The organism is Thalassobius sp. Cn5-15 (assembly GCF_022347685.1).
Taxonomy (GTDB): Bacteria; Pseudomonadota; Alphaproteobacteria; order Rhodobacterales; family Rhodobacteraceae; genus Thalassobius.
In genome coordinates, this window is the sequence record NZ_JAKRGF010000001.1 from 1,202,998 (window position 1) to 1,223,892 (window position 20,895).

The window sequence follows — 20,895 nt, forward strand, 5'->3', positions numbered from 1 at the left end:
CCCGCGCGGGGCGGCCCGTTCCGAAAGGCGCGATTACTTCGCCGCGTCGATCCAAGCGGACCATGTGGATTCATTCGCGGCCAACCAGTGATTGACAGCCTCTTCCACGGTTTTGCCTTGCTGGTCGACCATGTTGATCAACTCAATCTGCTGGTCATTGCTGATCTCCAGCGCGCTCAACAGGGCATGAGCACCCGGCCATTTGTCGGCCATACCACTCCAGGCCACTTTGCGCACATCACCGCGCTTGAAGTCACAATCAAAGGTCGCGCTAGGGTTCACCCCCACCGCAGGATCCACATCACAGCCCTCTTCAAACGGGGGCAGTGCGACGGGACGCAGATCGTACTCAGAGAAGGACCAATGCGGGCTAAAGAACATGACGAGCAGCGGCGTTTTGCGGGTAAACGCGGTCTTGATCTCTGCCACAAGCGCCCCTTCGCTGCCCGCTGGGATTGAGGTGAAGGGCAATTCCAAACCAGCCAGACGGTCCCGGTTCGAGGTGCCCCAATCCGCCGGATAATCCACCAGACGTCCCTGTGGGATGGTTTCGGCAGTTGCAAATACATGCGGGCAGTCTTTCAGTGCCTGCCAGTCGGGCAAACCGGGGCACAGTTCTTCGACGTGGGCAGGGTAGAACCAGGTCTCAATCGGCACAATGCCAAGACTGCCGATGTCGCTGACGTTGCCCGATCCGATGGCGATATCATAAGCATCAGCGATATTGGTGGTCCAAATCTCCAACGCGGCGGTCACGGTGTTGTCCTGCAACGCAGTCATCTGCGGGAAGTAGCCGGCGGTGACATATTCGACATTATACCCCATCTTACCAAGCAGCGCACCGGCGATATTGGTGGTCAGCACCTGTCCGGTCCATTCGTTGATGGTCAGCTTGATCGGGTCGCTGGATTCCACCTCTGCCATCACACTGGTGGCGGCTGAGGCAAGCGTCAGGCCCAGCGCAGCAGCGCTGAGTGTGTTGAGAATCCCTGTGGTCATTCGTTGTCTCCGTTGTTGGTGATCGGCTTCTTGGTATTATTCTTGCAGCTTTGGCTAAGCCATTTTATTGCGATAAAATTCAGTATGTTGCGGCGTCAGCGCCTTACGTCCTCGCAGATGATCGGCGATCTTTTCGGCCATCATGATGGTGGGAATGTTGATATTTGCGGACACGATCGTCGGCATGATCGAGGCATCGACAACGCGCAGCCCCTCCATCCCGTGGACGCGCCCCTGCCCGTCCACCACTGACATATCGCCCTGCCCCATCGCGCAGGTGCAGCTGGGATGGTGCGACGTCTCGCCCTTGGCGCGGCCAAAGGCATCCAGCGCCGCGTCGCTGACCGCGTCCAAGCCCGGGGCAATCTCTGCCCCACGAAATTCGTCAAAGGCCTGTTGCGCCGCAAACTCCCGGGTCATGGCGACCGCATCGCGGATTTCTTGTCGATCATCGGCGTTCGACAGATGGTTGAACCGGAGCTTCGGCGCGGCCATCGGATCGTTTGAAGCCAGCCGCACCCAACCCGTGCTGCGCGGGCGCATCTGGCTGATGTGGAACTGGAACCCGTGGCCTTCGATCTTCTCCAGACCGTCGTAGCTGACGGCAATGGGGGCAAAGTGGTGCTGCATATTGGGGAAATCGACGCCATCATGCGTGCGGAAAAACGATCCGGTCTCCCAAATATTCGACGCACCCACCCCCCGACGCAGGAACAGCCATTCTGCGCCGGTGCGCAGTTTGCCCAATGGCGTTGTCGCCGAATAAAACGACACCGGTTTCAGACAGTGATACTGCACCAGATAATCAAGATGATCCTGAAGGTTTTCCCCAACCCCCGGCAGATGCTGAATGGTATCGATGCCGTGGCCCGCCAGTTCATCGCGCGGGCCAATGCCCGACAATTTTAGCAGCTGGGGAGAGTTGATGGCGCCTGCCGACAGCACCACCTCTACCTCGGCAAAGGCCTGTTTCACATTGCCTTGTTCTATGTATTCCACGCCAATCGCCCGCAGCCCGTCAAACAGGATGCGGGTGACGCGCACTTTGACCTTCAGATCAATTCGGCCAGATTTACGTGCCGGATGCAGGTAGCAATGCGCCACCGAACTGCGCCGCCCATTGTGAGTGGAGCGTTCCATGCGGAACACGCCCTCCTGGCGATAGCCATTTACATCAGCCGTGTAGGTGTGACCGGCCTGCTGACCGGCCTCCAGAAACGCCTCGAACAGTGGATTAGAACACTCTGGGATGGTGACCTTGATCGGACCATCATCACCGCGAAACTCGCCGCCATGGGCGCTGCTTTCCAGCTTGCGGAAATAGGGCAGACAGTGGGCATAGGACCACTCTTCCAGCCCCTCACGCGTGGCCCAACCTTCGTAATCCAGCGGATTACCGCGCAGGTGCACCATGCCGTTGATCGACGAAGATCCACCCACCACGCGCCCCCTTGGATAATAAACCTGCCGACCATCCAGATGCGGTTCCGGTTCCGAATGATAAGCCCAGTTGAACCGTTCGCTTTCCAACGGAATGGCCAGCGCCGCAGGCATTCGCAATTCATAGAGGCTGCGGTCCATTGGCCCCGCCTCCAGCACCAGAACATGGTTTGCGCTGTCCTCGCTCAGACGGGCGGCAATAACGCCGCCAGCCGAGCCGGACCCAATCACAATATGAGAATATCCTTTGGCCATATCAGGGAGCCATGAGCGCGTATTTGGATTCAAGGTATTCCTCGATCCCTTCGCGCCCGCCTTCGCGACCAATGCCGGATTCTTTCACCCCACCGAAAGGCGCGATTTCATTGCCAAGGGCACAGGTATTCACCCCAACCATGCCAAATTCCAGCGCTCCGCGTACCCGCCACATGCGGGCGGTGTCGGTGGTGTAGAAATAGGACGCCAGCCCGTATTCGGTGCTGTTGGCGATCTCTACCGCTTCGTCTTCACTCTCAAAGGGGATCAGCGCTGCAACAGGGCCAAAGACCTCTGTGCCTGCGATCTGCATATTGGTGGTGATGCCGGTCATCACGGTGGGCAGGTAGTGATAAGGCGCATCCTCTGCCCGTTTGCCGCCACAGACAACGCTGGCACCGTCGGCCATTGCGCTGTCCACCAGCGTCTGCACCTTGGTCAACGAAGCGTCATTGATCAGTGGGCCGAGGTCGCATCCCTGCAGCCCATGACCATGTTGCAATGCGGCCGCGCGTTTTGCGAAGGCAGCGGCGAAGCGGTCATAGATGCCGCGTTGCACCAAAACACGGTTGGTGGCGGTGCAGACCTGACCAGCGTTGCGGTATTTGCACACCATCAGACCATCGATCGCCTTGTCCATATCGGCATCATCAAAGACGATAAAAGGGGCATTCCCGCCCAATTCCATCGAGGCCTTTTTGACCGTCCGGGCGCATTGTTCCAACAACAGTTTGCCCACCGCCGTGGAGCCGGTGAAAGAAATTTTGCGCACCACCTCACTGCCAGTGAAAACACCGCCGATCGCTGGAGCGTCCTTACCCACAACCACATTGATCACACCCGCAGGAATGCCTGCGCGCGACGCCAGTTCGGTCAGCGCCAGCGCCGACAGCGGTGTTTCATCCGACGGTTTCACCACAATCGTGCAGCCCGCGGCCAAGGCCGGCGCCACCTTGCGCGCCAACATCGCAGAGGGGAAGTTCCACGGCGTCACCGCCGCCACCACGCCAACAGGTTCGCGGGTCACAATCGCCTGCGCGTCCGGCACCAGCGAGGGCAGGATTGCACCCTCGATGCGCTTGGCCTCTTCGGCGTACCATTTGATGTAAGAGTTGCCGTAGCCAATCTCGGCCAACGATTCTGCCAGCGGTTTGCCGTTTTCCAACGTCAGGATCTGAGCGAGAACCTCTTTGTGTTGCTCAACCAGTGCGCACCATGCCTCCATCAGGGCGGCGCGGGCGCGGGGCGTAGTCGCCTTCCAGTCAGCCAACGCCTTGTCGGCGGCATCAATCGCGGCCTGCGCCTCAGCGGCACCGTGATCAGCGACCTGACACAAAACCTCACGGCTGGCAGGGTCTACGACGGGAAAGGTCGGATCATCCGCATGTTCGATCCAAGCACCGTCAATGAAAGATCCGGTTTTCAAGAGATCCAGCGCAAAGGCCTTGTCCAGCGCAGCGCCCACCGTGGCGTCCTTGAACTCTGTGGCGATATTCACAAGTGTACCCTTTTCCTTTAGCCGCCGGACACAGTTCATGCGGGCAACGGAAAAGAGTATAATCCTGTGCATGTTTTGGTGCGGCGAATTTGTTGAAACGATAAGTTCGACTTTCTCGAATTAACGCTCGAATTAACGTATGTAAGTGAGTGGTACGGATACCGCGCAGGCCACGCGGTATCCGGTTGGCTTAGCCCAGGGATTGAATGAATTTCACCACATGCGCGGCAACGTTTGCGCCGTCTTCCAGCATGATGGAGTGTTTCAATTCCGGCAGGATCACCAGTTCAGAATTATCCAGCTCTGCCTCAATCAGTTTGTTCAGACGCGGATTGCAGCCGCCGTCCTTTTCGCCGGTGAGGATCAGACAGGGGTGTTTCACCTCATGCAGCCACGGCAGCATTTCGGTCCCCGCGTAGATCCGGAACACATTCATGAAGATCTCGCCAGACATGCCGGTCACCTGGTCCATGCGGCGCTGAACGATCTCTGGGTGGGAGTTCAGAAACGCATCGGTGTACCAACGGTCTTTCAGCGTTGGCAGGATATTGGCAATGCCCTTCTCCTCCATCGCGCGGACCACGGCCCAGACATTTTTACTGTCCTGTTCTGTGCGCCCAGCGGCGGTGGACAACAGGCCGATAGACAACACCCGATCAGGGTATTTGCGGGCATAGGCCGGGCCGATCATACCGCCCAGAGAATGGCCGGCGAAATGGGCCTTCTCGATCCCCAATTTGGCGCGCAGCGCCTCCAGATCAGCAACCAGTTCGTCAAGGCCAAATTCCCCTTCGGGCAACGGAGAGGTGCCATGGCCGCGCAAATCATAGCTGATCACGGTGAAATGCTTGGTCAGCACCGGCATCGCATAGCGCCAGGTGTCGCGGGCCGCGCCAATTCCATGAATCAGAAACAGCGGCGGGCCCTCGCCCTCCACCGAGTAGGCGCAATCGATCACATCTGTGGTCATCACATCAGTCATGGCGCACCTCAATCTGGATAGAGGTCACAGCACAGCTCGCCGCCCGACCCCCAATCTTCTTTGTCGACCTCGGTGATCACCACCGACAGGCCCTTGGCCGTGCCGCCACAGGTGCGCACGTAGGCTTCGGTCACTTCCTTGACCATGGCGCGTTTCTGGTCGCGGGTGCGACCTTTGAACATCTCAACCCGGATGATTGGCATGGGGTTCCTTTCTTTCAGTAAAGTCTATTAGTGGGGCAGGACGCGGTGGAACCGGCCGTCCATATAGGCAAGCGGCGATGCGCCGCCTTCAAAGATCTGGGTAACGTGGCCGATCAGGATCAGGTGGCTGCCCTGTTCGACAGACTGACCCAGCGTGCAGTGAAACGCTGTGGATCCCGCCAGCACAGGACACTTCATATCCGAGGCCACCAGATCAATGCCGTCGAACCGATCCGCCAGCTCTGCGTCCTGTGCGCCGGCGAAACGGCCTGCCATATCAGAACAGGTGTCGGGTAGGACGTTGACACAGTAGCTGCCATTTTCCACCACCGCTCGGGCGATACGGCTGTCGCTCCGCAGGCAGATCAGCACCGATGGCGGATCGGCCGACAGCGAATTGAACGCGCTGACCGTGGCACCGTGGCGCCCTGCGGCACCATCGGTGGTGACCACGGTGACACTAGAGGCCACCTGCCGCATAGCGGTGATGAAGCGGTCCCGCTCCACCGCTTGGATATCACTCACAAACGTCACTCTGCCGCCTCACGCTTTACCTTCATCGAGGTGGAGAAATGCGGCGCGATCTCTTCAGCGAACTGTTGAATGGTGTCCATCGTTTCACTCTGCGACACGCCGAAGTTACAGCTGAGGATAAAGCGGTCGATGCCCAGATCGGCATAAACGCCCAGTTTATCAATGATTTCCTGAACAGATCCGATCATCAGACTGTCATCCAGTTCCTGACGGGTCTGTTTGCGCGGCAGCTCCTTAATCAGGCCATTTTCCACCTCGCCGGGGCCGGTGAAGACGTTATCAAAACGGGCGTAATAGCTTTCGGCCTGTTCGATATACTTCGCCCGCTGCGCGTCGGAGTTGCTGATAAAACCGACCCGCGACAGCGACAGGGTCAGGTGCGAACCGGCGTCGCCCAATTCATCCTTTGCACGGTTGAACCCAGCGACCTGATCCAGCAGCAGCTGGTGCTGACCGGCCAGTGGCGTGGTCTGAATGTGGAAGCCACGTTTGGTGCAGTGGTAGATGCCTTCGGGGTTCAGAACCGCCATCATCATCTGCGGGCCACCGGGGGTGATGGGACGCGGCATGATGGTGACGGGATCGAATTTGTAATATTGGCCGTCAGCGCTGACCTCTTCTTCGGTCAACAGACGCTGCAGCAGGTCGAGGGATTCGTTGAACTTATCCTGCGTCTCCGCCATCGGGACACCGATGCGTTCCATCTCATAGGCAAAGGCACCGCGACCAACGCCCAGCATCAGGCGTCCCTTGGTGAAGATGTCAGCACAGACCACTTCGCCCGCATAAACGCGCATGTCGTGCAGCGGCAGCACGACAATGGAGGTGATGATTTTCACGTTATCAGTGTGCTGCGCGATCTGAGTTGCAAACTGCAGCGGTGCCGGCATCATCAGGATGTTTACCAGATGGTGTTCGGTCACCGACACAGAATCATAGCCAAGGCGATCTGCCAATTTGGCCTGTTCCAACATGTCATTGAATACACGGTCCCCACCGTAGGATTTATCAGGGTAATACGGGCTGAGCTGAACGCAGAATTCCATTGTCACATCCTCGAGTCAGAGTGTTGTTAGGGAAACTCTGGCAGAAGGCTTTCAATGAAGAAATTGAATTTGTAAGCGGTTTTATTTTTGAAAAATCAAATCTAAATGGCAAAGAAGCGCATTTTCTCGCCAAAGTAGCTCTTTTCTATACAAGCGCTACCAGAGACACTTACCACTGCACAACATCACACAACAAAGCCGCCCGACAGGCGATGTCAGGCGGCATTAGTGCTGAAAACAACAATCCGGAGAGCGCAACCGCGCCAGTCAGGGCTGATGCGCGGGCAGTGTAACCCCCAGAACGGTGGCCACGGTTTCCACTCCGGCCTGAGCCAGATCAGGGCCTTGCAGGGCATCGACGCTCAAACAGGCTTCGATCCACATACCATCAATAACGGCGTTGACCTTGACCACCGCCAGCCCCAGCGCCGTATCGTCCAGCGTTTGACCTGCTTCCTGCAATGTCTGCGTCACCAGGTCCGTCAGCACCTGCCTATAACGCCAGAAGCCCTGTTCATGCAGCATACGAATACGAGGGTCAAACAGCACCTTGCCGACAAAATTCGACCAGAAGGCCAGATATTGCGGGGTCACAAACGGATCGCTCAAACTGGCATAGACAAAGGCAGACAGCTTCTCCGCCGCATCCGGCCCTGCCCCTTCGGCGGCGACATGGGCGTGTCTGGTCATATCGGCAGTGACGGTTGAATAAGTGGCCTCGATCAGTTCATCTTTGTTGCGAAAATAGTGGCGGATCAGACCAAAGGTCACACCCGCCAGGTCCGCAATGTCGCGAATGGTTGTACCATCCAACCCGTTCTGCGCCACGCACCGAAAGGTGGCGTCAATCAGGGTGTCATAGCGTTCCTGACGGCTCAGCCGTTTCTTCACCTGCTTCGTCATGCCTGCCTATCGCCCTTGGCATTGGTTTTGCGCATAAGGGTGCGCATTAGGTTTTGCGTTGCGGTGTCTTTTTCTCAAAGTGGCCAAAGATCGTCACGATGACCGCCGCCAATACGATATAGATCAGGGCCAAGAGTAACAACGGCTCATAAGTGATATAGGTGTCACTGCGAATACGGGATATCACCCCGTAGGCGTCAAAGACGGTGATGGTCGCGACCAGCGGCGTGGACTTCAACTGCAGCACCACCTCGCCCGCCAGCGTCGGCAGCACTCTTTGCAGCGCACGCGGCAACCAGATGCGGCGCAGGATCTTGGACCGGGGCATGCCAAAGGATTTGGCCGCCTCCAACTCACCCTTCGGGACACCAGCAAAGGCGCCGCGCATGATCTCACCCTCGTAGCCAGCAAACGACATGGTCAGCGCCAGCAACGCATAAGGCCAGGCCTCTCGCAGATAAGGCCACATCCAGGATCCGCGGATTTCGGGAATGTGCGGAAACAGCGATCCCAGCCCATAGTAGAGAAAGAAGATCTGGATCAGCAGCGGCGTGCCGCGGATCACCGTGCAATAGGCTGCCGCCAGTCGCGCCAGCGGCCACGGGCCGATGACCTGCGCCAACCCGATCGGAATCGCCAAGAGCATTCCCAAAACCACAGAGACCGCCAGCAACCAGAGCGTGGTCCAGATGCCCTGTACGATCATCGGCGCGTATTTCGGCAGCCAGTCCCAGCGCATGGTCAGCGCCAAAGTCAACAGCAACGCGGCGAAGACCACGCCCATACCGATCCGGTGACGCGGAATATTGCGCAGCCGCGCCAGCGGATGGGTCGAACCCTCAGTCGTGTCGGTCATTTTCAGTCCCCCACCGCCGGCAAGCCACGACGGCTGCGTTTTTCCAGCCAGCGGATGCCCCGCATCGAGATGATCGTCACCGACAGATAGATCACTGCGGCAACAGTGTAGAATGTGAAATAGGATTTGGTGGCGCCTGCCGCCTGCTTGGTGGCCAGCGTCAGTTCAGAAAACCCAACGATGGACAACAACGCCGTGTCCTTGGTGGCGATCAGCCACAGGTTGGCCAGCCCCGGCAGCGCATAGGGCAGCATTGCTGGCAAGGTGATCCTACGCAGCACCATCATCACCGGCATTCCAAAAGATCTCGCCGCCTCAATCTGGCCGGCGGGAATGGCGTTGATCGCGCCACGGATCACTTCAGTCGTATAAGCGCCCTGCACAATACCGATCACATAGATACCCGCCACAAGACCGCTAATTTCCACCGGCCCCACGCCAAACTGTCCCAAGACAAAATTCAACGCCGAATTGCCAGCATAATACAACAAAAGGATCAGTACCAATTCCGGTACCGCCCGTACGATGGTTGTGTAAATCTCCAGCAGATCACGCACCACGGGGCCGCCGTACAACTTACCAAAGGCGCCCGCGATTCCGATCAAGATACCCAGACCATAACCGCCCACCGCAATCTGCAATGTCGCCCAAAGCCCCCGCCAGAGCGCCCCGCCCCAGCTGTCCATCGCCAGCAGTTGGGCCGTCTCTGGACCCAGTAGAAATTCAAGCATGTTCCCTCAAGATCAAACGCGCGATCCTAAAGCCCTCCAGCACGAGCATGCCGGAGGGCCAAATGTCAGCGATCAGTCGCCGTAGATGTCAAAATCGAAGTGTTTCGCGGTCACTTCGGCGTATGTGCCGTTTTCGCGCAGCGCGGTGATACCCGCATTGATGCGCGCCTTCAGTGCGTCATTGCCCTTGCGCAGACCAACACCGGTGCCTTTGCCGAGGATAGCCGGATCGTGGGCGGCGGTGCCCTTTACCTCGCAGCAGGACTGTCCAGCGTCAGAGGCGATGAAGCCCGACAGCGCCAGCGAATCTGCCAGTGTTGCGTCGATGCGGCCGGAAACAAGATCTTGGTTCACCTCGTCAAAGGTCTGGTATTCGCGGATCTGGGCATCGGGGTAGTATTTCTGAGCATAGGCCAGATGGATGGTCGACACCTGAACGCCCAGGATCTTGCCAGCCAGCGCCTCGGGCGAAGCGTCCATTTCCAGCGCTTTGTCGCCAACGATATAGGCGGGAGTCTGGTAGTATTTGTCGGAGAAATCGATGGTCTTCTCACGTTCCGCGGTGATCGACATTGAGGTCATGATGGCATCAATCTTCTCGCCGGTCAGGGCGGGAATCAGACCGTCCCATGGCACCGGCGTAATCTCACACTCAGCCTTGATCTCCGCGCAGAGCGCGCCGATGAAATCAATCTCCCAGCCGGACCAGTTGCCATTGGCATCCGGGGTCGAGAACGGCGGATAGGGTTCTGCAGCAACGCCGATGCGCAACGTGTCTGCCTGTGCGGCAAAACCCGCGCAGCTGAGCGCGACCACGGCGGTCAGTGTTTTCAGAGTCGTTTTCATTATCAGGCTCCCTGTTGTCTGATTATCTCTGTTGGGTGGTTTATTGTTTTGGTCTTTTGTGGGTGGGGTCATCCGATCGAGCGTAGGAATTGCTGCAAACGCTCGGATCTGGGATTGCTGAAAATCTGGTCTGAAGGCCCCTGCTCTTCGATCCGGCCCTGATGCAGGAAAATAACCCGATCGGCCACTTCGCGGGCAAAGGCCATTTCATGGGTCACCAGCATCATGGTGCGACCTTCGCTGGCAATATCCTTGATCACCTTCAATACTTCCCCCACCAATTCGGGATCCAGGGCCGAGGTTGGTTCATCAAACAGCATGGCGCTGGGTTCAACCGCCAGTGCACGGGCAATTGCAGCACGCTGTTGCTGACCACCTGACAAAAATGACGGATAGGCATGACGTTTTTCATAGAGCCCGACACGGCGCAGCATATCCTCTGCAGTGACGATCGCCTGATCACGGGGCTGACCCAGAACATGCACCGGCACCTCTATCACATTGTGTAGGATATCCATGTGCTGCCAGAGATTAAAACTCTGGAACACCATGGCGAGGTTGGTGCGGATGCGCTCCACCTGTTTGCGGTCGCCAGGTTCCAGACCGGTCGGTGTCTTCTTCAGCTTGACCTCTTCGCCGCCGATCAGGATTTGACCGGAATTAGGCTGCTCCAGCAGATTGATACAGCGCAGGAAAGTCGATTTTCCCGAACCGGAACCACCAATAATTGCAATCACTTCGCCGTCCTGCGCCGCGACGGAGATCCCTTTAAGCACCTCGAGACTGCCGTAGCTTTTGTGCAGATCGCGTACCTCAATGGCAGTGGTGCGCGCATTGGTGGCGGCATTGGAGTGAGGTGCAAGCATGGATTCTCCTGCGGTGTGGACGGCGGTATTTTTCCGTCGTTTCATCACGTGCAAATTTTTGCACATATGTATACTTTACAAACGTACAATAAGCAGGCCATATCGGACGTGGCAACATTTTTTTCGCACCCCGCCCGACCGGCGCTACGATGGCGTCCCAAAGGCCGCCGCGAAATCCGGTGAGAACAGGAGAAATCAGTGAGATACGGCGATATAACCAGCAGATTAGCCAATCTAGGCGGAGATAAATGGGCAGTTCATTTGGAAGCGCTTAAAATGAAGGCAAATGGCGCGGATGTGGTCATCGCCTCCATCGGAGAGCCGGAAATTCCCCCCAGTCCGATTCTGATGCAAGGCTGTCACGACGCGCTGAACGCCGGTCGCGCAGGTTACTCCAACGGTCAGGGCGAACCGGGGCTGCTGCTGGCACTGGCGGAACGCTACACCGAGCGCCGCCAGACCACGATCACCTCTGCCAATGTGATGACAGTGCCAGGCACGCAAACCGCGCTCTACCTGACGATGATGGGGCTGCTGAACCCCGGTGATGAGGTGCTGGTGGGCGATCCCTACTATGTCTCTTATGAAGGGGTGGTTGCCGCCCCGGGTGGCCGCTTTGTGCCGGTGCCGATGTCCCCCGACAACGGATTTCGCCTGCAAGCCGCTGATATCGAATGCCATATCACCCCGCGCAGCCGCGCTATCCTGCTGACCACACCGCATAACCCCACCGGCGCCGTGTTGCGCGCTGAAGATCTGCGCGCTATTGGCGATCTGGCCAAGAAATACGATCTTTGGATCATCAGCGATGAGGTCTACGAAGAACTGGTCTTTGACGGCACCTTCGCCTCGCCCCTCGATTTCCCCGATCTGGCAAAGCGGAGCATCACCGTCTCCTCTATCTCGAAATCCCACGCGGCCCCCGGCTTCCGCTCCGGCTGGATCATCGCACCGGAGGAGTTTGTGAGCCGCGTTCTTCCGTTGTCGGAAACGCTGCTGTTTGGCAACCAACCTTTCATCGCAGACGCGACCGAAGACGCTCTGCGTGCTCCTAACACCACCGCGCAGGCCATGCGCACCAGCTACCGCCGTCGCGCGCAGATGCTGGTCGATGGGCTGGCGGATCAAGACAACGTCACCGTCGCCCTGCCCGATGCCGGCATGTTCGTCATGCTAGACATCCGCGCCACCGGGCAAAGCGGCGAGAGATTTGCGCAAACCCTGCTGACCCGTGAAGGCATCTCTGTCCTGCCGGGAGAGGTTTTCGGCCATCAAGGCGCAGGGTTTGTGCGCATCAGCCTGACCATAACGGATGAGGATATGGCCCGCGTGGTGCGCGGTCTGACAACTGTGCTGAGCGCCGCCAACACCGAGGTGTCTGCATGAAAACCGTCGGCGTCGCCCTGATCGAGATGTTGGAACATCTGGGGACCGAATTTGTCTTTGGTATCCCAGGGGTCCATACGGTGGAGCTGTACCGCGGTCTTGCTGCATCAGACATTCGCCACATCACACCCCGCCATGAACAGGGGGCGGGATTTATGGCCGATGGCTATGCCCGCGCCAGTGGTAAACCGGGGGTATGCCTGCTGATCACAGGCCCCGGCCTGACCAATGCGATCACTGCAATGGCCCAGGCAATGCAGGATTCGGTCCCCATGCTGGTGATCACCGGCGTGAACCCCGCCGACAGCCACGGCAAAAAGCGTGGGCTGCTACATGAACTGCCCGATCAGCATGGTCTGATCTGCGCTATGACCCCGCACAGCTACAGCCTGCGCGCGGCGGCGGATCTGCCAGATGTGTTGCGCACTGCCTATGAGGTCTTTGCCAGCGCGCGTCCCGGGCCAGTGCATATCGAGATTCCGACGGATCTGATGGCTGCCCCAATGCCAGACTATCAGATGCCACAGCCATCTGCCCAACCGCCCCGCGCGAATGCGGCTGCCTTAACCGAGGCTGCAGACCTGATCGCCACCGCAAAATCGCCCCTGATCCTTGCCGGTGGCGGCTGTCAGGGTGCGGGCGCTGATACAATGTGCTTTGCCGAAGCGCTGGACGCCCCTGTCCTTTCCACCGCCAACGCACGGGCACATCTCGGCGTACATCCGCTGCACGCCCCCGCCTCGGCCTCGATCCCCGCAGTGCGGGAATATATCGCAAAGGCTGATCTGGTTATCGGACTGGGGACCGAAATGGGACCAACAGACTACGACGTTTTCGTCGACGGCAGCTTTCCTGAGCTGCAGCGGTTTATCCGCATCGACATTGATGCTGCGCGATTGACGCAGGACCCCATCTGCGATGTCGGCCTGCACGGCGATGTGACACAAACTCTGGCCGATCTGACCCCGCTGCTGCCCCCCCGCGCGGACCTTTCTGGCGCGGCGCGCACCGCAGCGATCATAGCGGCTGCCACACCGCCGTCAGGCAGCGCAATGGCGGCCGATCTGGAGATCCTTAAGGCCGTGGCCGATGCCCTGCCCGCCTGCACCATCGTTGGCGATTCCACCCAGATCGTCTATTCTGGCAACCTCCTGCTGCCACCCGAGGCGCTGCCCGCAGGCTGGTTCAACTCCGCCACCGGCTACGGCACGCTGGGCTACGGCCCTCCGGCGGCTGTGGGCGCCGCATTGGCCCGCCCCAATACGCCGGTCGTGTGCCTTGTGGGCGACGGCGGCCTTCAATTCAGCATCGCTGAATTGGCGTCGGCCACAGATGCGGACGTGCCAGTGATCTTCCTCCTCTGGAACAACAGCGGCTACAGAGAGATCGAAACCTACATGAAAAACGCCGCAATCAACCCGATCGGCGTCACCCCCTCCTGCCCCGATCTGATGCACATCGCGACCGCCTACGGTCTAACAGGTCTGCGCGCCAGGGACCTCCCCTCACTGAAAGCCGCACTCACAGAAGCGGCACTGTCCGATCGACCCAGCCTGATCGAATGCATCGCCCCTGACAGCGACTACATCCCTGCACATTGGGGTGGATGACCCAAGATCCGCCCGGCAGGCAGCCAGCCTGTCGGGCCCAGTGAGTTACCCCACAGATGTTTCGGCAAGTTCTGACGTAATTGATGCGACTTTTTACGTCTGCTAACCGGCTTACTTGCTTGTCTTCTTCCTTCAGTCAGCAAACCACAGCGGGCGGCTGATCGCCATGGGCTGTTTGCGGGCGTTGGTGCATGTCGCACGCCATCCATTTCCTGATGCCAGCGCGCACCTCTGATCCGTTTCTCGTTCACCGAATGACCTTCATTGCGCAGGCGCCGCACGATCTGCCGCCGCCCAAAGAAGGTGTTGCAAGCACTTGCCCATCAGCTTCTCGCATAAGCCCGATGCTCATCACGGTCTGAACCGCTGGCTGATACCAAACGCTGACTACGAGATCGACAGCAGCCTGCACGGCTTGCCAATCGACGGGCTGGGACTTCCTTTGCTCAACCACATCGCGCCTCGCTTCAGGTCCCTAGGCTTGAGCTTCCGTGACAAGTTAAGGCTGGAGCGTAGCGAGGTCGCGTAAGCCACCCGGTAATCCTCCGATATTGGCGTACGGATATTTGTCCTCATTTTCCTCGAAGATCAGCAGGCTACAAGCCCTAGTTTACGTAAGCGTCCGAATTTCACGGAGCAGCCCGGAGTAAAAAACCCGGCAGTCTCGACGTTACTATTTGCGACGTGTTTGCGACGTGCAAGAAAGAGAAGATTGTATGCCTAAAGCAAAGTATACCTTCGACGATAATATCGAAGGCTGGCGTGAGTATGACACTGACAGCGGCACTTTTGGCGCAGATCCGTGGCACAACCCGGTTCTCAAGGGGGCACAAACTCTTGACGGTGATTGGCTCGCGACGCCTGCTGATTTTGCCGGGGATAACACAGATCTAATCGGTGGTACGGTTAGCTTTGACTTCAAAAATGTTGCCACGGGCTCTTCGGGAGCCAAGGAGTTTGATAGCATTGACATAATGCTACAAGCGGCCGACGGCACAGTACTGACGGCTTCGATACCTGTGACCCCGACCACAGGTCTTGTCAGTGAACATGTCTCGATCGAGTTGAACGCTTCTACATTTGGGGTCTCAGATGCCCAATTCCAGGAAGTTATGGGCGACTTGTCCTTTTTTGCCGTCAATGGTGACGGGCGCGCGAGTGCAGAAAACACGATTATCGACAATGTCACTTTCGACACTCAGCCAGATGGCACAGTTGATGGTGAAGCGACGGGCGAAACCATGGACCTCGGTTACGACGACGCAGACGGGGCCACAGATGGTGGCGGTGACGTGATCACAGTCGGGGACGATTGTATCGACGGTGGAGCCGGGAACGATACGATTTATGGGGAGGCCGGCGACGACACCATCATGGGAGGAGAAGGGGCAGACGTCATTTATGGCGGCGCCGATAATGATTTTATCTCCGGTGGACACCACACTGATCAGATGGATGGAGGCGGCGGGGATGATACGGTCAGCTATCACGATGCGTTTGGCAGCACCGAATATGTCGAATTAGATCTGGAAGCGGGAACCGGTATTCTCAGAGCAGCCGATGGAACCAACCTTGGCACGGAAATCATCACGAATTTCGAAAATGCCGTGGGCGGGGCGAGCGGAGATCATCTCAGCGGCACATCTGGCGCTAACAAGTTGGACGGCGCTGGAGGCAATGACACCCTGCGGGGGCGCGCGGATGATGATACGCTCACTGGTGGCGCAGGGGATGACACCTTTGTTTTCGAAGATGTCTTTGGCAGCGACGTTGTCACTGATTTCGATTTAGGTGACAGCGACGGAAACGGCTCGACCAACGATCAAATTGATGTCAGTGAACTGACCAACAGTTACGGCAATCCGGTTCGCGCGTGGGACGTCACTGTTACCGACGACGGCAACGGAAATGCGATACTGAATTTCCCAAATGGCGAATGCCTCACCTTGCAAGGGATCGCACCCGCTCAGGTCGACAGTGCAAACCAATTGAACGCGATGGGAATCCCTTGCTTTGCAAATGGCACCTTGATTGGCAGCCCAAAAGGCGACGTGCCGGTCGAAGCGCTTAAGGTCGGCGATTTAGTGAATACGGTTGACAGTGGTCCCCAACCAATCAGATGGATAGGAAAGCGCACTCTAGACCAAACTGACCTAGAAGAGGCGCCACATCTCAAGCCAGTTCTGATCCCATCACACGTGTTGGGAAATCACAGTCCCCTTTTAGTTTCGCCTTTGCATTGCATATTGCTTGGCCCAGAGCACGGGCTGGAAACAACCGTTTTTGTACGTGCAAAGCATTTAGTCGAAGTCTTTGGGTCGGTCCGAATTGCACTTGGTTGTCGAAGGGTCGACTACTACCATATCCTACTCGATTCTCATCAAGTTCTGATATCCAACGGCGCTCCAAGCGAAAGCTTTTACCCTGGATTTGAAGCGCTGCGCATGTTGTCCGATACGGATCGAACGGAACTCTTTCGCTATTTGCCGGAGTTGACCCAACTCACAGCAGATCAAACATATGGCCCACGAGCGCGCCGGGTTATGCTGCGCAAGGAAGTTCGCAAGCGCCTTTCTAGTGTTTCTCGTCAACGTCTGCGCGCATAACCCAAATCGCCTCTAAATTGCCCCAACAATTCGTCACAAACCATAGGATTGTAACGGTGAATAATCAGGCGCGACTATGCTGATCTCAATATCCGCCAGCAGAACAAACTGCTGAACCTGAGCCGGTCGGCATTCTACCAAACGCCTGTCGGGACTCATGCAGCCAAGCTGTTAATAATGAGAGAGGTAATGATTGACCGCCCCGATCAGGCCTGATGCGCCAACATCACCTTTGTACCAGTTTGGAAAGGATTTTTTATCTAGTCTCCATCATGGATTTTGTAACGTGCCAGCCCTGCCCCGCTCGTGGTCTAAAGGTTGTGCGTCGCGCACTCATCATCAGCGAACTTCACGAAGACATGCAGTGGCGCCATGGCTGGCGTCACATCCAGCCCAATCTTTGACCGAGGATGATGAACAGAAACGGCATGGTGATGCAGTTCCCGCGCCGATCCTGAATGTAATCGGACAACAGCTTGTTGCGCACATAGAGGCCATATAGATCATCATGGTCATAGCTGAAGGCGCGGCCATCATTTCAAGCGCCTGCCTGATAGATGTCGCGGCGGAGGGTTTCACTCTCCGTCAGCTCGTCGCAATCACGTTCACATGTATTTGCCCCCATGTGGCTCTCAGCATCGAGAGCGAGCACCAGATGAACCACCTGTTAACCCGGCTTTGGTACGTTCGATTTGTCTCAACTTTACAGGGGTGTTGGCCGTGGCGCATGAAGTCCAAGTAGCTTCGTTGTTTGATGTAGTTCAGCAGGCCGCAGCTCGTAATGCGCCAGCCATCAAACTGAAGAAGCTCAACAAGGCCCAACCCAAGTTCGACTTTGCAGTCCGCGCCCGCCATGGGGGCGCATTGTTTGTTGGCGAAGGCAACTTTAGCTTTGCGTTGGCTCTGGCGCGTCTGAAGGGAATGTGGCCTTCATCCATTCTTGCCACTGCACACGAGAAAGCAGCCGCGCCCACATGAAATCCGGTGGCCTTATAATCATCTCGACAGTGGATACCCCGTTCTATGAGGGCGCGTTCAAGATGGATGACGCCGCCAAGAAAGCTGGCTTTGCAAAGCCGGACATCTGTACCTTCAACCCCCAAGACTATCTGGCCTATTCTCCCCCAAACACGGCTGACGAGGAGGCAGCCATAAATGAGCACTCAGCTTTCGCAACTTTCGTTTTTTCAGCCTGATCTGCCTTCTGGCTTAAAATACCTGCCCGATTTCGTTTCCGTTGAAGAAGCAGGTTGTCTGATACACAAACTCGATGCGCAGTCGTGGCGGAGCGATCTGAAACGGCGCGTGCAGCACTATGGGTATCGCTACGATTACAAAGCCAGACAGGCTCGCGAAGAGGATTATCTCGGGCCGCTTCCTCCATTTTTGCAAGGTCTGGCAGAGCATCTGACCCATGCTGGTCACTTCGGTTCGGCCCCAGATCAGGTCATCGTGAATGAGTACATGCCGGGTCAGGGGATATCTGCACATGTGGATTGCAGACCGTGTTTTGGAGATGTGATCGCATCGTTAAGCCTTCTTTCGCCCTGCGTCATGCGCTTGGAAAACCGGAAGATCAGCCAGCAGGTCGATCTGACACTTGAGCCTGGGAGCCTTTTGGTGCTTTCAGGTGAGGCGCGTCATGTCTGGACCCACGCCATTCCTGCACGCAAAAGCGATATCGTAAATGGTCAGACACACCCCCGATCCCGGCGTTTGTCACTCACCTTCAGAGAAATGCGTTTTGTCTGATCTGCTCGTGTCCAGTCAGACTGTCGCCGGGCGCTGCAGAGTTCTCCAAACCATACCCTGACACGCGGATTCTGGGTGTCTTACGATGTCTGCATGAAACAGATGCTGACAGCCAAATCACTCGACGCAATGCCTCCGGCGACCGCCAAACGGTACGAGGTCAGCGACCGGAAAGTAAACGGCCTGCATGTGCGTGTATCAACCACAGGTGCTAAGGTGTTCTACACGCTGGTCCGACCGAACGGCTCGCGCAGGGACGTCAAGATCGGCCCTTATCCTGTGGTCTCCCTTGCCGACGCCAGACGTCGAGCGATGGAAATCGCCCGCGATGTCGAGTTGGGCGCGTTCGACAAGACCCCCGAGGATTCTGAGGCATCGGCCCTGACACTAGGCGAGATGATCCCCAAGTTCATCGAGCAGCATGCGAAGCCCAACACCAAGGACTAAACGCGCACCGAAAACATTCTGCACAAGTTCAATGGGTTGAAGGATCGGCTCATTGACCAGATCAAACGTCAGGATGTCAGTAAGGTGTTGGATGGCATCATCGCCAGCGGCATGCCGACACGCGCAAACCGTGCACTCCCAGCGATCAAAACGTTCATGAACTGGTGAGTATAATGCGCGGCAACATCGAAACAGTGAGATACTCCCTGAAATTCGGACACTGAAGGTGCAGAGGCGATTTCGTCCTTGAACTCGATTTCGCCAAGACGGACGGCTTCGCGAGCATAAGCCTGCTTTTGCCCTAGTACTGCTGCGGCTTGAGCGAGAATGACATAGCTGTCAATTGTATCGGGTTCTAACTTGATTGCTCTGAGCGCGGCGTCAGTCGCTCCACGCAAATCGTCGACTTCCATCCTGTCCCAAGCGAAGTCTTCCAACTCTTGATACTCTGGAATGTTCCAGTCCGACATAATTATGATCCCTGCTCTTTTGGTCCTCAAACATAGGTCGATTTTTTGCACCTAAAATGCGACTGAACCCTTTTGGGCAACGCCAAAGGCGGCAACACCACTTGGTCACGGATTTGAGCGCGACTTGCCTACAAGGAGAGATCAAATCAAGTCGGGGAACGGGCCTGATCTATAAAGATAGTCATACAGTCTAAGCAGGTAGGCGTGCAACTCCGCATCCGTATCGAAACTGACTTCCGTTCGATCCTCATATTCCAAAGCCGTAAGTTCCCTTTTTGCAAGACGTACTCGATGTTTGACCGAAAACGTTCGGCCCACTCGCCGCGCGCGTCGGTCGCTTCCTTTAGCTGGGGAGGGCCATAAACGTTGCCTCCGCCATAGATGAACATGTCATCCAGCCATGACTTCGTTCGCAGATCGACCATGTTTTCGACTAACCTGGCACCGGCCCATTGCCAAAAAGAAAGTCCTCCAGGGCTTCAATCCAAGCTCGCAGTTCATTCTGGGTACTGAAACCGTAGTTCAGATCTTTACTCGCAGCTGCAACAGACCAACCCTCATCTCCCCTTAAAGCCGCAAGGTTTGAACGAAACATGCTGGACAGCCTCGGATCGTCTTTCAATAACTCCTTCAAAGCCTCAGGATCGTAGGAATCCGAAGCAAGGTAGCAGAGGAAAACGTCGTGAAATTCTTTATCTACCATGTGCTTATCTCTTGTTCGGATACATCGTGTAAAGTTCGACTGAGCCGTCGGGTGGTAATCCTCCCGCAAAATCGTGGTGTTCAAAAGTAGAATTTTTCCGGCAGGAATGACCGAGGAGAATTCGGATGAAGAACGCAAGATTCAGCGACGCACAAATCATGGCGATCCTGCGCCAGGCAGAGAATGGCGTGCCTGTATCTGAGCTGTGCCGCGAACATGGCATGAGCAGTGCCAGTTTTTACAAGTGGCGAGCCAAATTCGGTGGGATGGATGCCAGCATGATGTCTGAGATGAAGGCGATGGCAGAGGAAAACCGGCGTCTGAAGCGCATGTATGCCGAAATGAGCATGCAGAATGATCTGCTGAAGGAGGCGCTCGGAAAAAAGCGCTAAGGCCGTCTCAGCGCAAGGAGATGGCCGAAGCAGCTGTGCAAAGACACGGTGTCAGCATCGCGCTGGCGTGTCGGACGTTCCAGATCAGCGAGACCTGTTACCGATATGAGCGCAAGTTCAGCGATGAGAACGCCGAGATCGCGGACTGGCTGGTATGTCTGACGGTCAATCGCCGGTCGTGGGGTTTTGGCCTGTGTTTCCTTTATCTGCGCAACGTGAAGGGCTTCAAATGGAACCACAAGCGGGTGTATCGCATCTATTGCGAGCTGGAGTTGAACCTGCGCATCAAGCCCAAGAAACGCCTGAAACGGCCCAAGCCGGATGAACTGGCGGTGCCGGACGCACCGAACCAGACATGGTCCATGGACTT

21 protein-coding genes and 1 pseudogene are annotated in these 20,895 nt (G+C 56.9%); 8 read left to right on the top strand and 14 right to left on the bottom strand.

Annotated elements, in window-relative coordinates:
• Window positions 1-33: 33 nt before the first annotated feature.
• The 7 genes from MHM86_RS05730 to MHM86_RS05760 all read right to left on the bottom strand — a co-directional run bounded on the left by MHM86_RS05730 (window position 34) and on the right by MHM86_RS05760 (window position 6,957).
• On the bottom strand, window positions 34-999 hold the full coding sequence (locus tag MHM86_RS05730) for an ABC transporter substrate-binding protein (RefSeq protein ID WP_239196811.1): 966 nt from the start codon (window positions 997-999) through the stop codon (window positions 34-36).
• A 54-nt stretch (window positions 1,000-1,053) separates the two neighbouring features.
• Window positions 1,054-2,694 carry a choline dehydrogenase gene (locus tag MHM86_RS05735; RefSeq protein ID WP_239196813.1) on the bottom strand — a complete coding sequence of 547 codons (1,641 nt, stop codon included), beginning with the start codon at window positions 2,692-2,694 and terminating at the stop codon, window positions 1,054-1,056.
• A gap of 1 nt (window position 2,695) precedes the next feature.
• Entirely contained in the window at window positions 2,696-4,192 is a 1,497-nt protein-coding gene (locus tag MHM86_RS05740; RefSeq protein WP_370644052.1) for an NAD-dependent succinate-semialdehyde dehydrogenase, read from the bottom strand.
• 190 nt (window positions 4,193-4,382) lie between these two features.
• Window positions 4,383-5,174 (bottom strand): alpha/beta fold hydrolase, encoded by a 792-nt coding sequence (locus tag MHM86_RS05745; protein ID WP_239196815.1) that lies wholly within the window; start codon window positions 5,172-5,174, stop codon window positions 4,383-4,385.
• Between the two features lie 8 nt (window positions 5,175-5,182).
• On the bottom strand, window positions 5,183-5,377 hold the full coding sequence (locus MHM86_RS05750; protein WP_239196817.1) for a 2-hydroxymuconate tautomerase: 195 nt from the start codon (window positions 5,375-5,377) through the stop codon (window positions 5,183-5,185).
• 27 nt (window positions 5,378-5,404) lie between these two features.
• Window positions 5,405-5,902, bottom strand: a complete 498-nt coding sequence (locus tag MHM86_RS05755; RefSeq protein WP_239196819.1) for a flavin reductase family protein — start codon at window positions 5,900-5,902, stop codon at window positions 5,405-5,407.
• A gap of 5 nt (window positions 5,903-5,907) precedes the next feature.
• Window positions 5,908-6,957: an LLM class flavin-dependent oxidoreductase gene (locus MHM86_RS05760; RefSeq protein WP_239196821.1), complete on the bottom strand. Its 1,050-nt coding sequence runs from the start codon at window positions 6,955-6,957 to the stop codon at window positions 5,908-5,910.
• 23 nt (window positions 6,958-6,980) lie between these two features.
• On the opposite strand from MHM86_RS05760, the gene MHM86_RS05765 reads away from it, so the two are divergent.
• Window positions 6,981-7,250 carry a hypothetical protein gene (locus MHM86_RS05765; RefSeq protein ID WP_239196823.1) on the top strand — a complete coding sequence of 90 codons (270 nt, stop codon included), beginning with the start codon at window positions 6,981-6,983 and terminating at the stop codon, window positions 7,248-7,250.
• On the opposite strand, the gene MHM86_RS05770 is transcribed toward MHM86_RS05765, so the two are convergent.
• The 5 genes from MHM86_RS05770 to MHM86_RS05790 all read right to left on the bottom strand — a co-directional run bounded on the left by MHM86_RS05770 (window position 7,225) and on the right by MHM86_RS05790 (window position 11,159).
• Window positions 7,225-7,860 carry a TetR family transcriptional regulator gene (locus MHM86_RS05770; RefSeq protein ID WP_239196825.1) on the bottom strand — a complete coding sequence of 212 codons (636 nt, stop codon included), beginning with the start codon at window positions 7,858-7,860 and terminating at the stop codon, window positions 7,225-7,227. The two genes, MHM86_RS05765 and MHM86_RS05770, sit on opposite strands and share 26 nt — an antisense overlap.
• A gap of 46 nt (window positions 7,861-7,906) precedes the next feature.
• Window positions 7,907-8,716: an ABC transporter permease gene (locus MHM86_RS05775; RefSeq protein WP_239196827.1), complete on the bottom strand. Its 810-nt coding sequence runs from the start codon at window positions 8,714-8,716 to the stop codon at window positions 7,907-7,909.
• Between the two features lie 2 nt (window positions 8,717-8,718).
• Window positions 8,719-9,447, bottom strand: coding sequence for an ABC transporter permease (locus MHM86_RS05780; RefSeq protein ID WP_239196829.1), 729 nt, complete (start codon window positions 9,445-9,447; stop codon window positions 8,719-8,721).
• 72 nt (window positions 9,448-9,519) lie between these two features.
• Window positions 9,520-10,293, bottom strand: coding sequence for a transporter substrate-binding domain-containing protein (locus tag MHM86_RS05785; protein WP_239196831.1), 774 nt, complete (start codon window positions 10,291-10,293; stop codon window positions 9,520-9,522).
• A gap of 68 nt (window positions 10,294-10,361) precedes the next feature.
• Complete coding sequence (locus tag MHM86_RS05790) at window positions 10,362-11,159, bottom strand: ABC transporter ATP-binding protein (RefSeq protein WP_239196833.1); 798 nt, start codon at window positions 11,157-11,159, stop codon at window positions 10,362-10,364.
• A gap of 276 nt (window positions 11,160-11,435) precedes the next feature.
• On the opposite strand from MHM86_RS05790, the gene MHM86_RS05795 reads away from it, so the two are divergent.
• The 6 genes from MHM86_RS05795 to MHM86_RS05820 all read left to right on the top strand — a co-directional run bounded on the left by MHM86_RS05795 (window position 11,436) and on the right by MHM86_RS05820 (window position 18,960).
• On the top strand, window positions 11,436-12,545 hold the full coding sequence (locus MHM86_RS05795; protein WP_239196836.1) for a pyridoxal phosphate-dependent aminotransferase: 1,110 nt from the start codon (window positions 11,436-11,438) through the stop codon (window positions 12,543-12,545).
• A complete protein-coding gene (locus tag MHM86_RS05800; protein ID WP_239196838.1) occupies window positions 12,542-14,155 on the top strand; it encodes a 5-guanidino-2-oxopentanoate decarboxylase in 1,614 nt (537 codons plus the stop codon). Before MHM86_RS05795 ends, MHM86_RS05800 begins: the two co-directional genes overlap by 4 nt.
• Before the next feature lie 716 nt (window positions 14,156-14,871).
• Window positions 14,872-16,761, top strand: coding sequence for a Hint domain-containing protein (locus tag MHM86_RS05805; protein ID WP_239196840.1), 1,890 nt, complete (start codon window positions 14,872-14,874; stop codon window positions 16,759-16,761).
• Between the two features lie 720 nt (window positions 16,762-17,481).
• The gene (locus MHM86_RS05810; RefSeq protein ID WP_239196842.1) at window positions 17,482-17,739 is read left to right on the top strand and encodes a DUF2431 domain-containing protein; all 258 of its coding nucleotides are present in this window, start codon (window positions 17,482-17,484) and stop codon (window positions 17,737-17,739) included.
• A 177-nt stretch (window positions 17,740-17,916) separates the two neighbouring features.
• Complete coding sequence (locus MHM86_RS05815) at window positions 17,917-18,513, top strand: alpha-ketoglutarate-dependent dioxygenase AlkB (RefSeq protein WP_239196844.1); 597 nt, start codon at window positions 17,917-17,919, stop codon at window positions 18,511-18,513.
• A gap of 93 nt (window positions 18,514-18,606) precedes the next feature.
• Window positions 18,607-18,960, top strand: coding sequence for an Arm DNA-binding domain-containing protein (locus MHM86_RS05820; protein WP_239196846.1), 354 nt, complete (start codon window positions 18,607-18,609; stop codon window positions 18,958-18,960).
• Window positions 18,961-19,028: 68 nt separating this feature from the next.
• Here MHM86_RS05820 and MHM86_RS05825 read toward each other — a convergent pair whose 3' ends face one another.
• Together MHM86_RS05825 and MHM86_RS05830 are read right to left on the bottom strand one after the other, a co-directional pair.
• The gene (locus MHM86_RS05825; RefSeq protein WP_239196848.1) at window positions 19,029-19,430 is read right to left on the bottom strand and encodes a hypothetical protein; all 402 of its coding nucleotides are present in this window, start codon (window positions 19,428-19,430) and stop codon (window positions 19,029-19,031) included.
• A gap of 433 nt (window positions 19,431-19,863) precedes the next feature.
• The gene (locus MHM86_RS05830; protein WP_239196850.1) at window positions 19,864-20,133 is read right to left on the bottom strand and encodes a hypothetical protein; all 270 of its coding nucleotides are present in this window, start codon (window positions 20,131-20,133) and stop codon (window positions 19,864-19,866) included.
• Between the two features lie 125 nt (window positions 20,134-20,258).
• Here MHM86_RS05830 and MHM86_RS05835 point away from each other — a divergent pair.
• Window positions 20,259-20,895, top strand: a pseudogene (locus tag MHM86_RS05835) (transposase); the annotation flags it as partial.

Excerpts from the sequence above, each read along its gene's own strand:
- MHM86_RS05730 (WP_239196811.1), bottom strand. The coding sequence starts at position 999 with ATGACCACAGGGATTCTCAACACACTCAGCGCTGCTGCGCTGGGCCTG.
- MHM86_RS05735 (WP_239196813.1), bottom strand. The coding sequence starts at position 2,694 with ATGGCCAAAGGATATTCTCATATTGTGATTGGGTCCGGCTCGGCTGGC.
- MHM86_RS05745 (WP_239196815.1), bottom strand. The coding sequence starts at position 5,174 with ATGACTGATGTGATGACCACAGATGTGATCGATTGCGCCTACTCGGTG.
- MHM86_RS05750 (WP_239196817.1), bottom strand. The coding sequence starts at position 5,377 with ATGCCAATCATCCGGGTTGAGATGTTCAAAGGTCGCACCCGCGACCAG.
- MHM86_RS05760 (WP_239196821.1), bottom strand. The coding sequence starts at position 6,957 with ATGGAATTCTGCGTTCAGCTCAGCCCGTATTACCCTGATAAATCCTAC.
- MHM86_RS05770 (WP_239196825.1), bottom strand. The coding sequence starts at position 7,860 with ATGACGAAGCAGGTGAAGAAACGGCTGAGCCGTCAGGAACGCTATGAC.
- MHM86_RS05775 (WP_239196827.1), bottom strand. The coding sequence starts at position 8,716 with ATGACCGACACGACTGAGGGTTCGACCCATCCGCTGGCGCGGCTGCGC.
- MHM86_RS05780 (WP_239196829.1), bottom strand. The coding sequence starts at position 9,447 with ATGCTTGAATTTCTACTGGGTCCAGAGACGGCCCAACTGCTGGCGATG.
- MHM86_RS05785 (WP_239196831.1), bottom strand. The coding sequence starts at position 10,293 with ATGAAAACGACTCTGAAAACACTGACCGCCGTGGTCGCGCTCAGCTGC.
- MHM86_RS05790 (WP_239196833.1), bottom strand. The coding sequence starts at position 11,159 with ATGCTTGCACCTCACTCCAATGCCGCCACCAATGCGCGCACCACTGCC.
- MHM86_RS05795 (WP_239196836.1), top strand. The coding sequence starts at position 11,436 with ATGAAGGCAAATGGCGCGGATGTGGTCATCGCCTCCATCGGAGAGCCG.
- MHM86_RS05800 (WP_239196838.1), top strand. The coding sequence starts at position 12,542 with ATGAAAACCGTCGGCGTCGCCCTGATCGAGATGTTGGAACATCTGGGG.
- MHM86_RS05805 (WP_239196840.1), top strand. The coding sequence starts at position 14,872 with ATGCCTAAAGCAAAGTATACCTTCGACGATAATATCGAAGGCTGGCGT.
- MHM86_RS05815 (WP_239196844.1), top strand. The coding sequence starts at position 17,917 with ATGAGCACTCAGCTTTCGCAACTTTCGTTTTTTCAGCCTGATCTGCCT.
- MHM86_RS05820 (WP_239196846.1), top strand. The coding sequence starts at position 18,607 with ATGAAACAGATGCTGACAGCCAAATCACTCGACGCAATGCCTCCGGCG.
- MHM86_RS05825 (WP_239196848.1), bottom strand. The coding sequence starts at position 19,430 with ATGTCGGACTGGAACATTCCAGAGTATCAAGAGTTGGAAGACTTCGCT.
- MHM86_RS05830 (WP_239196850.1), bottom strand. The coding sequence starts at position 20,133 with ATGGTAGATAAAGAATTTCACGACGTTTTCCTCTGCTACCTTGCTTCG.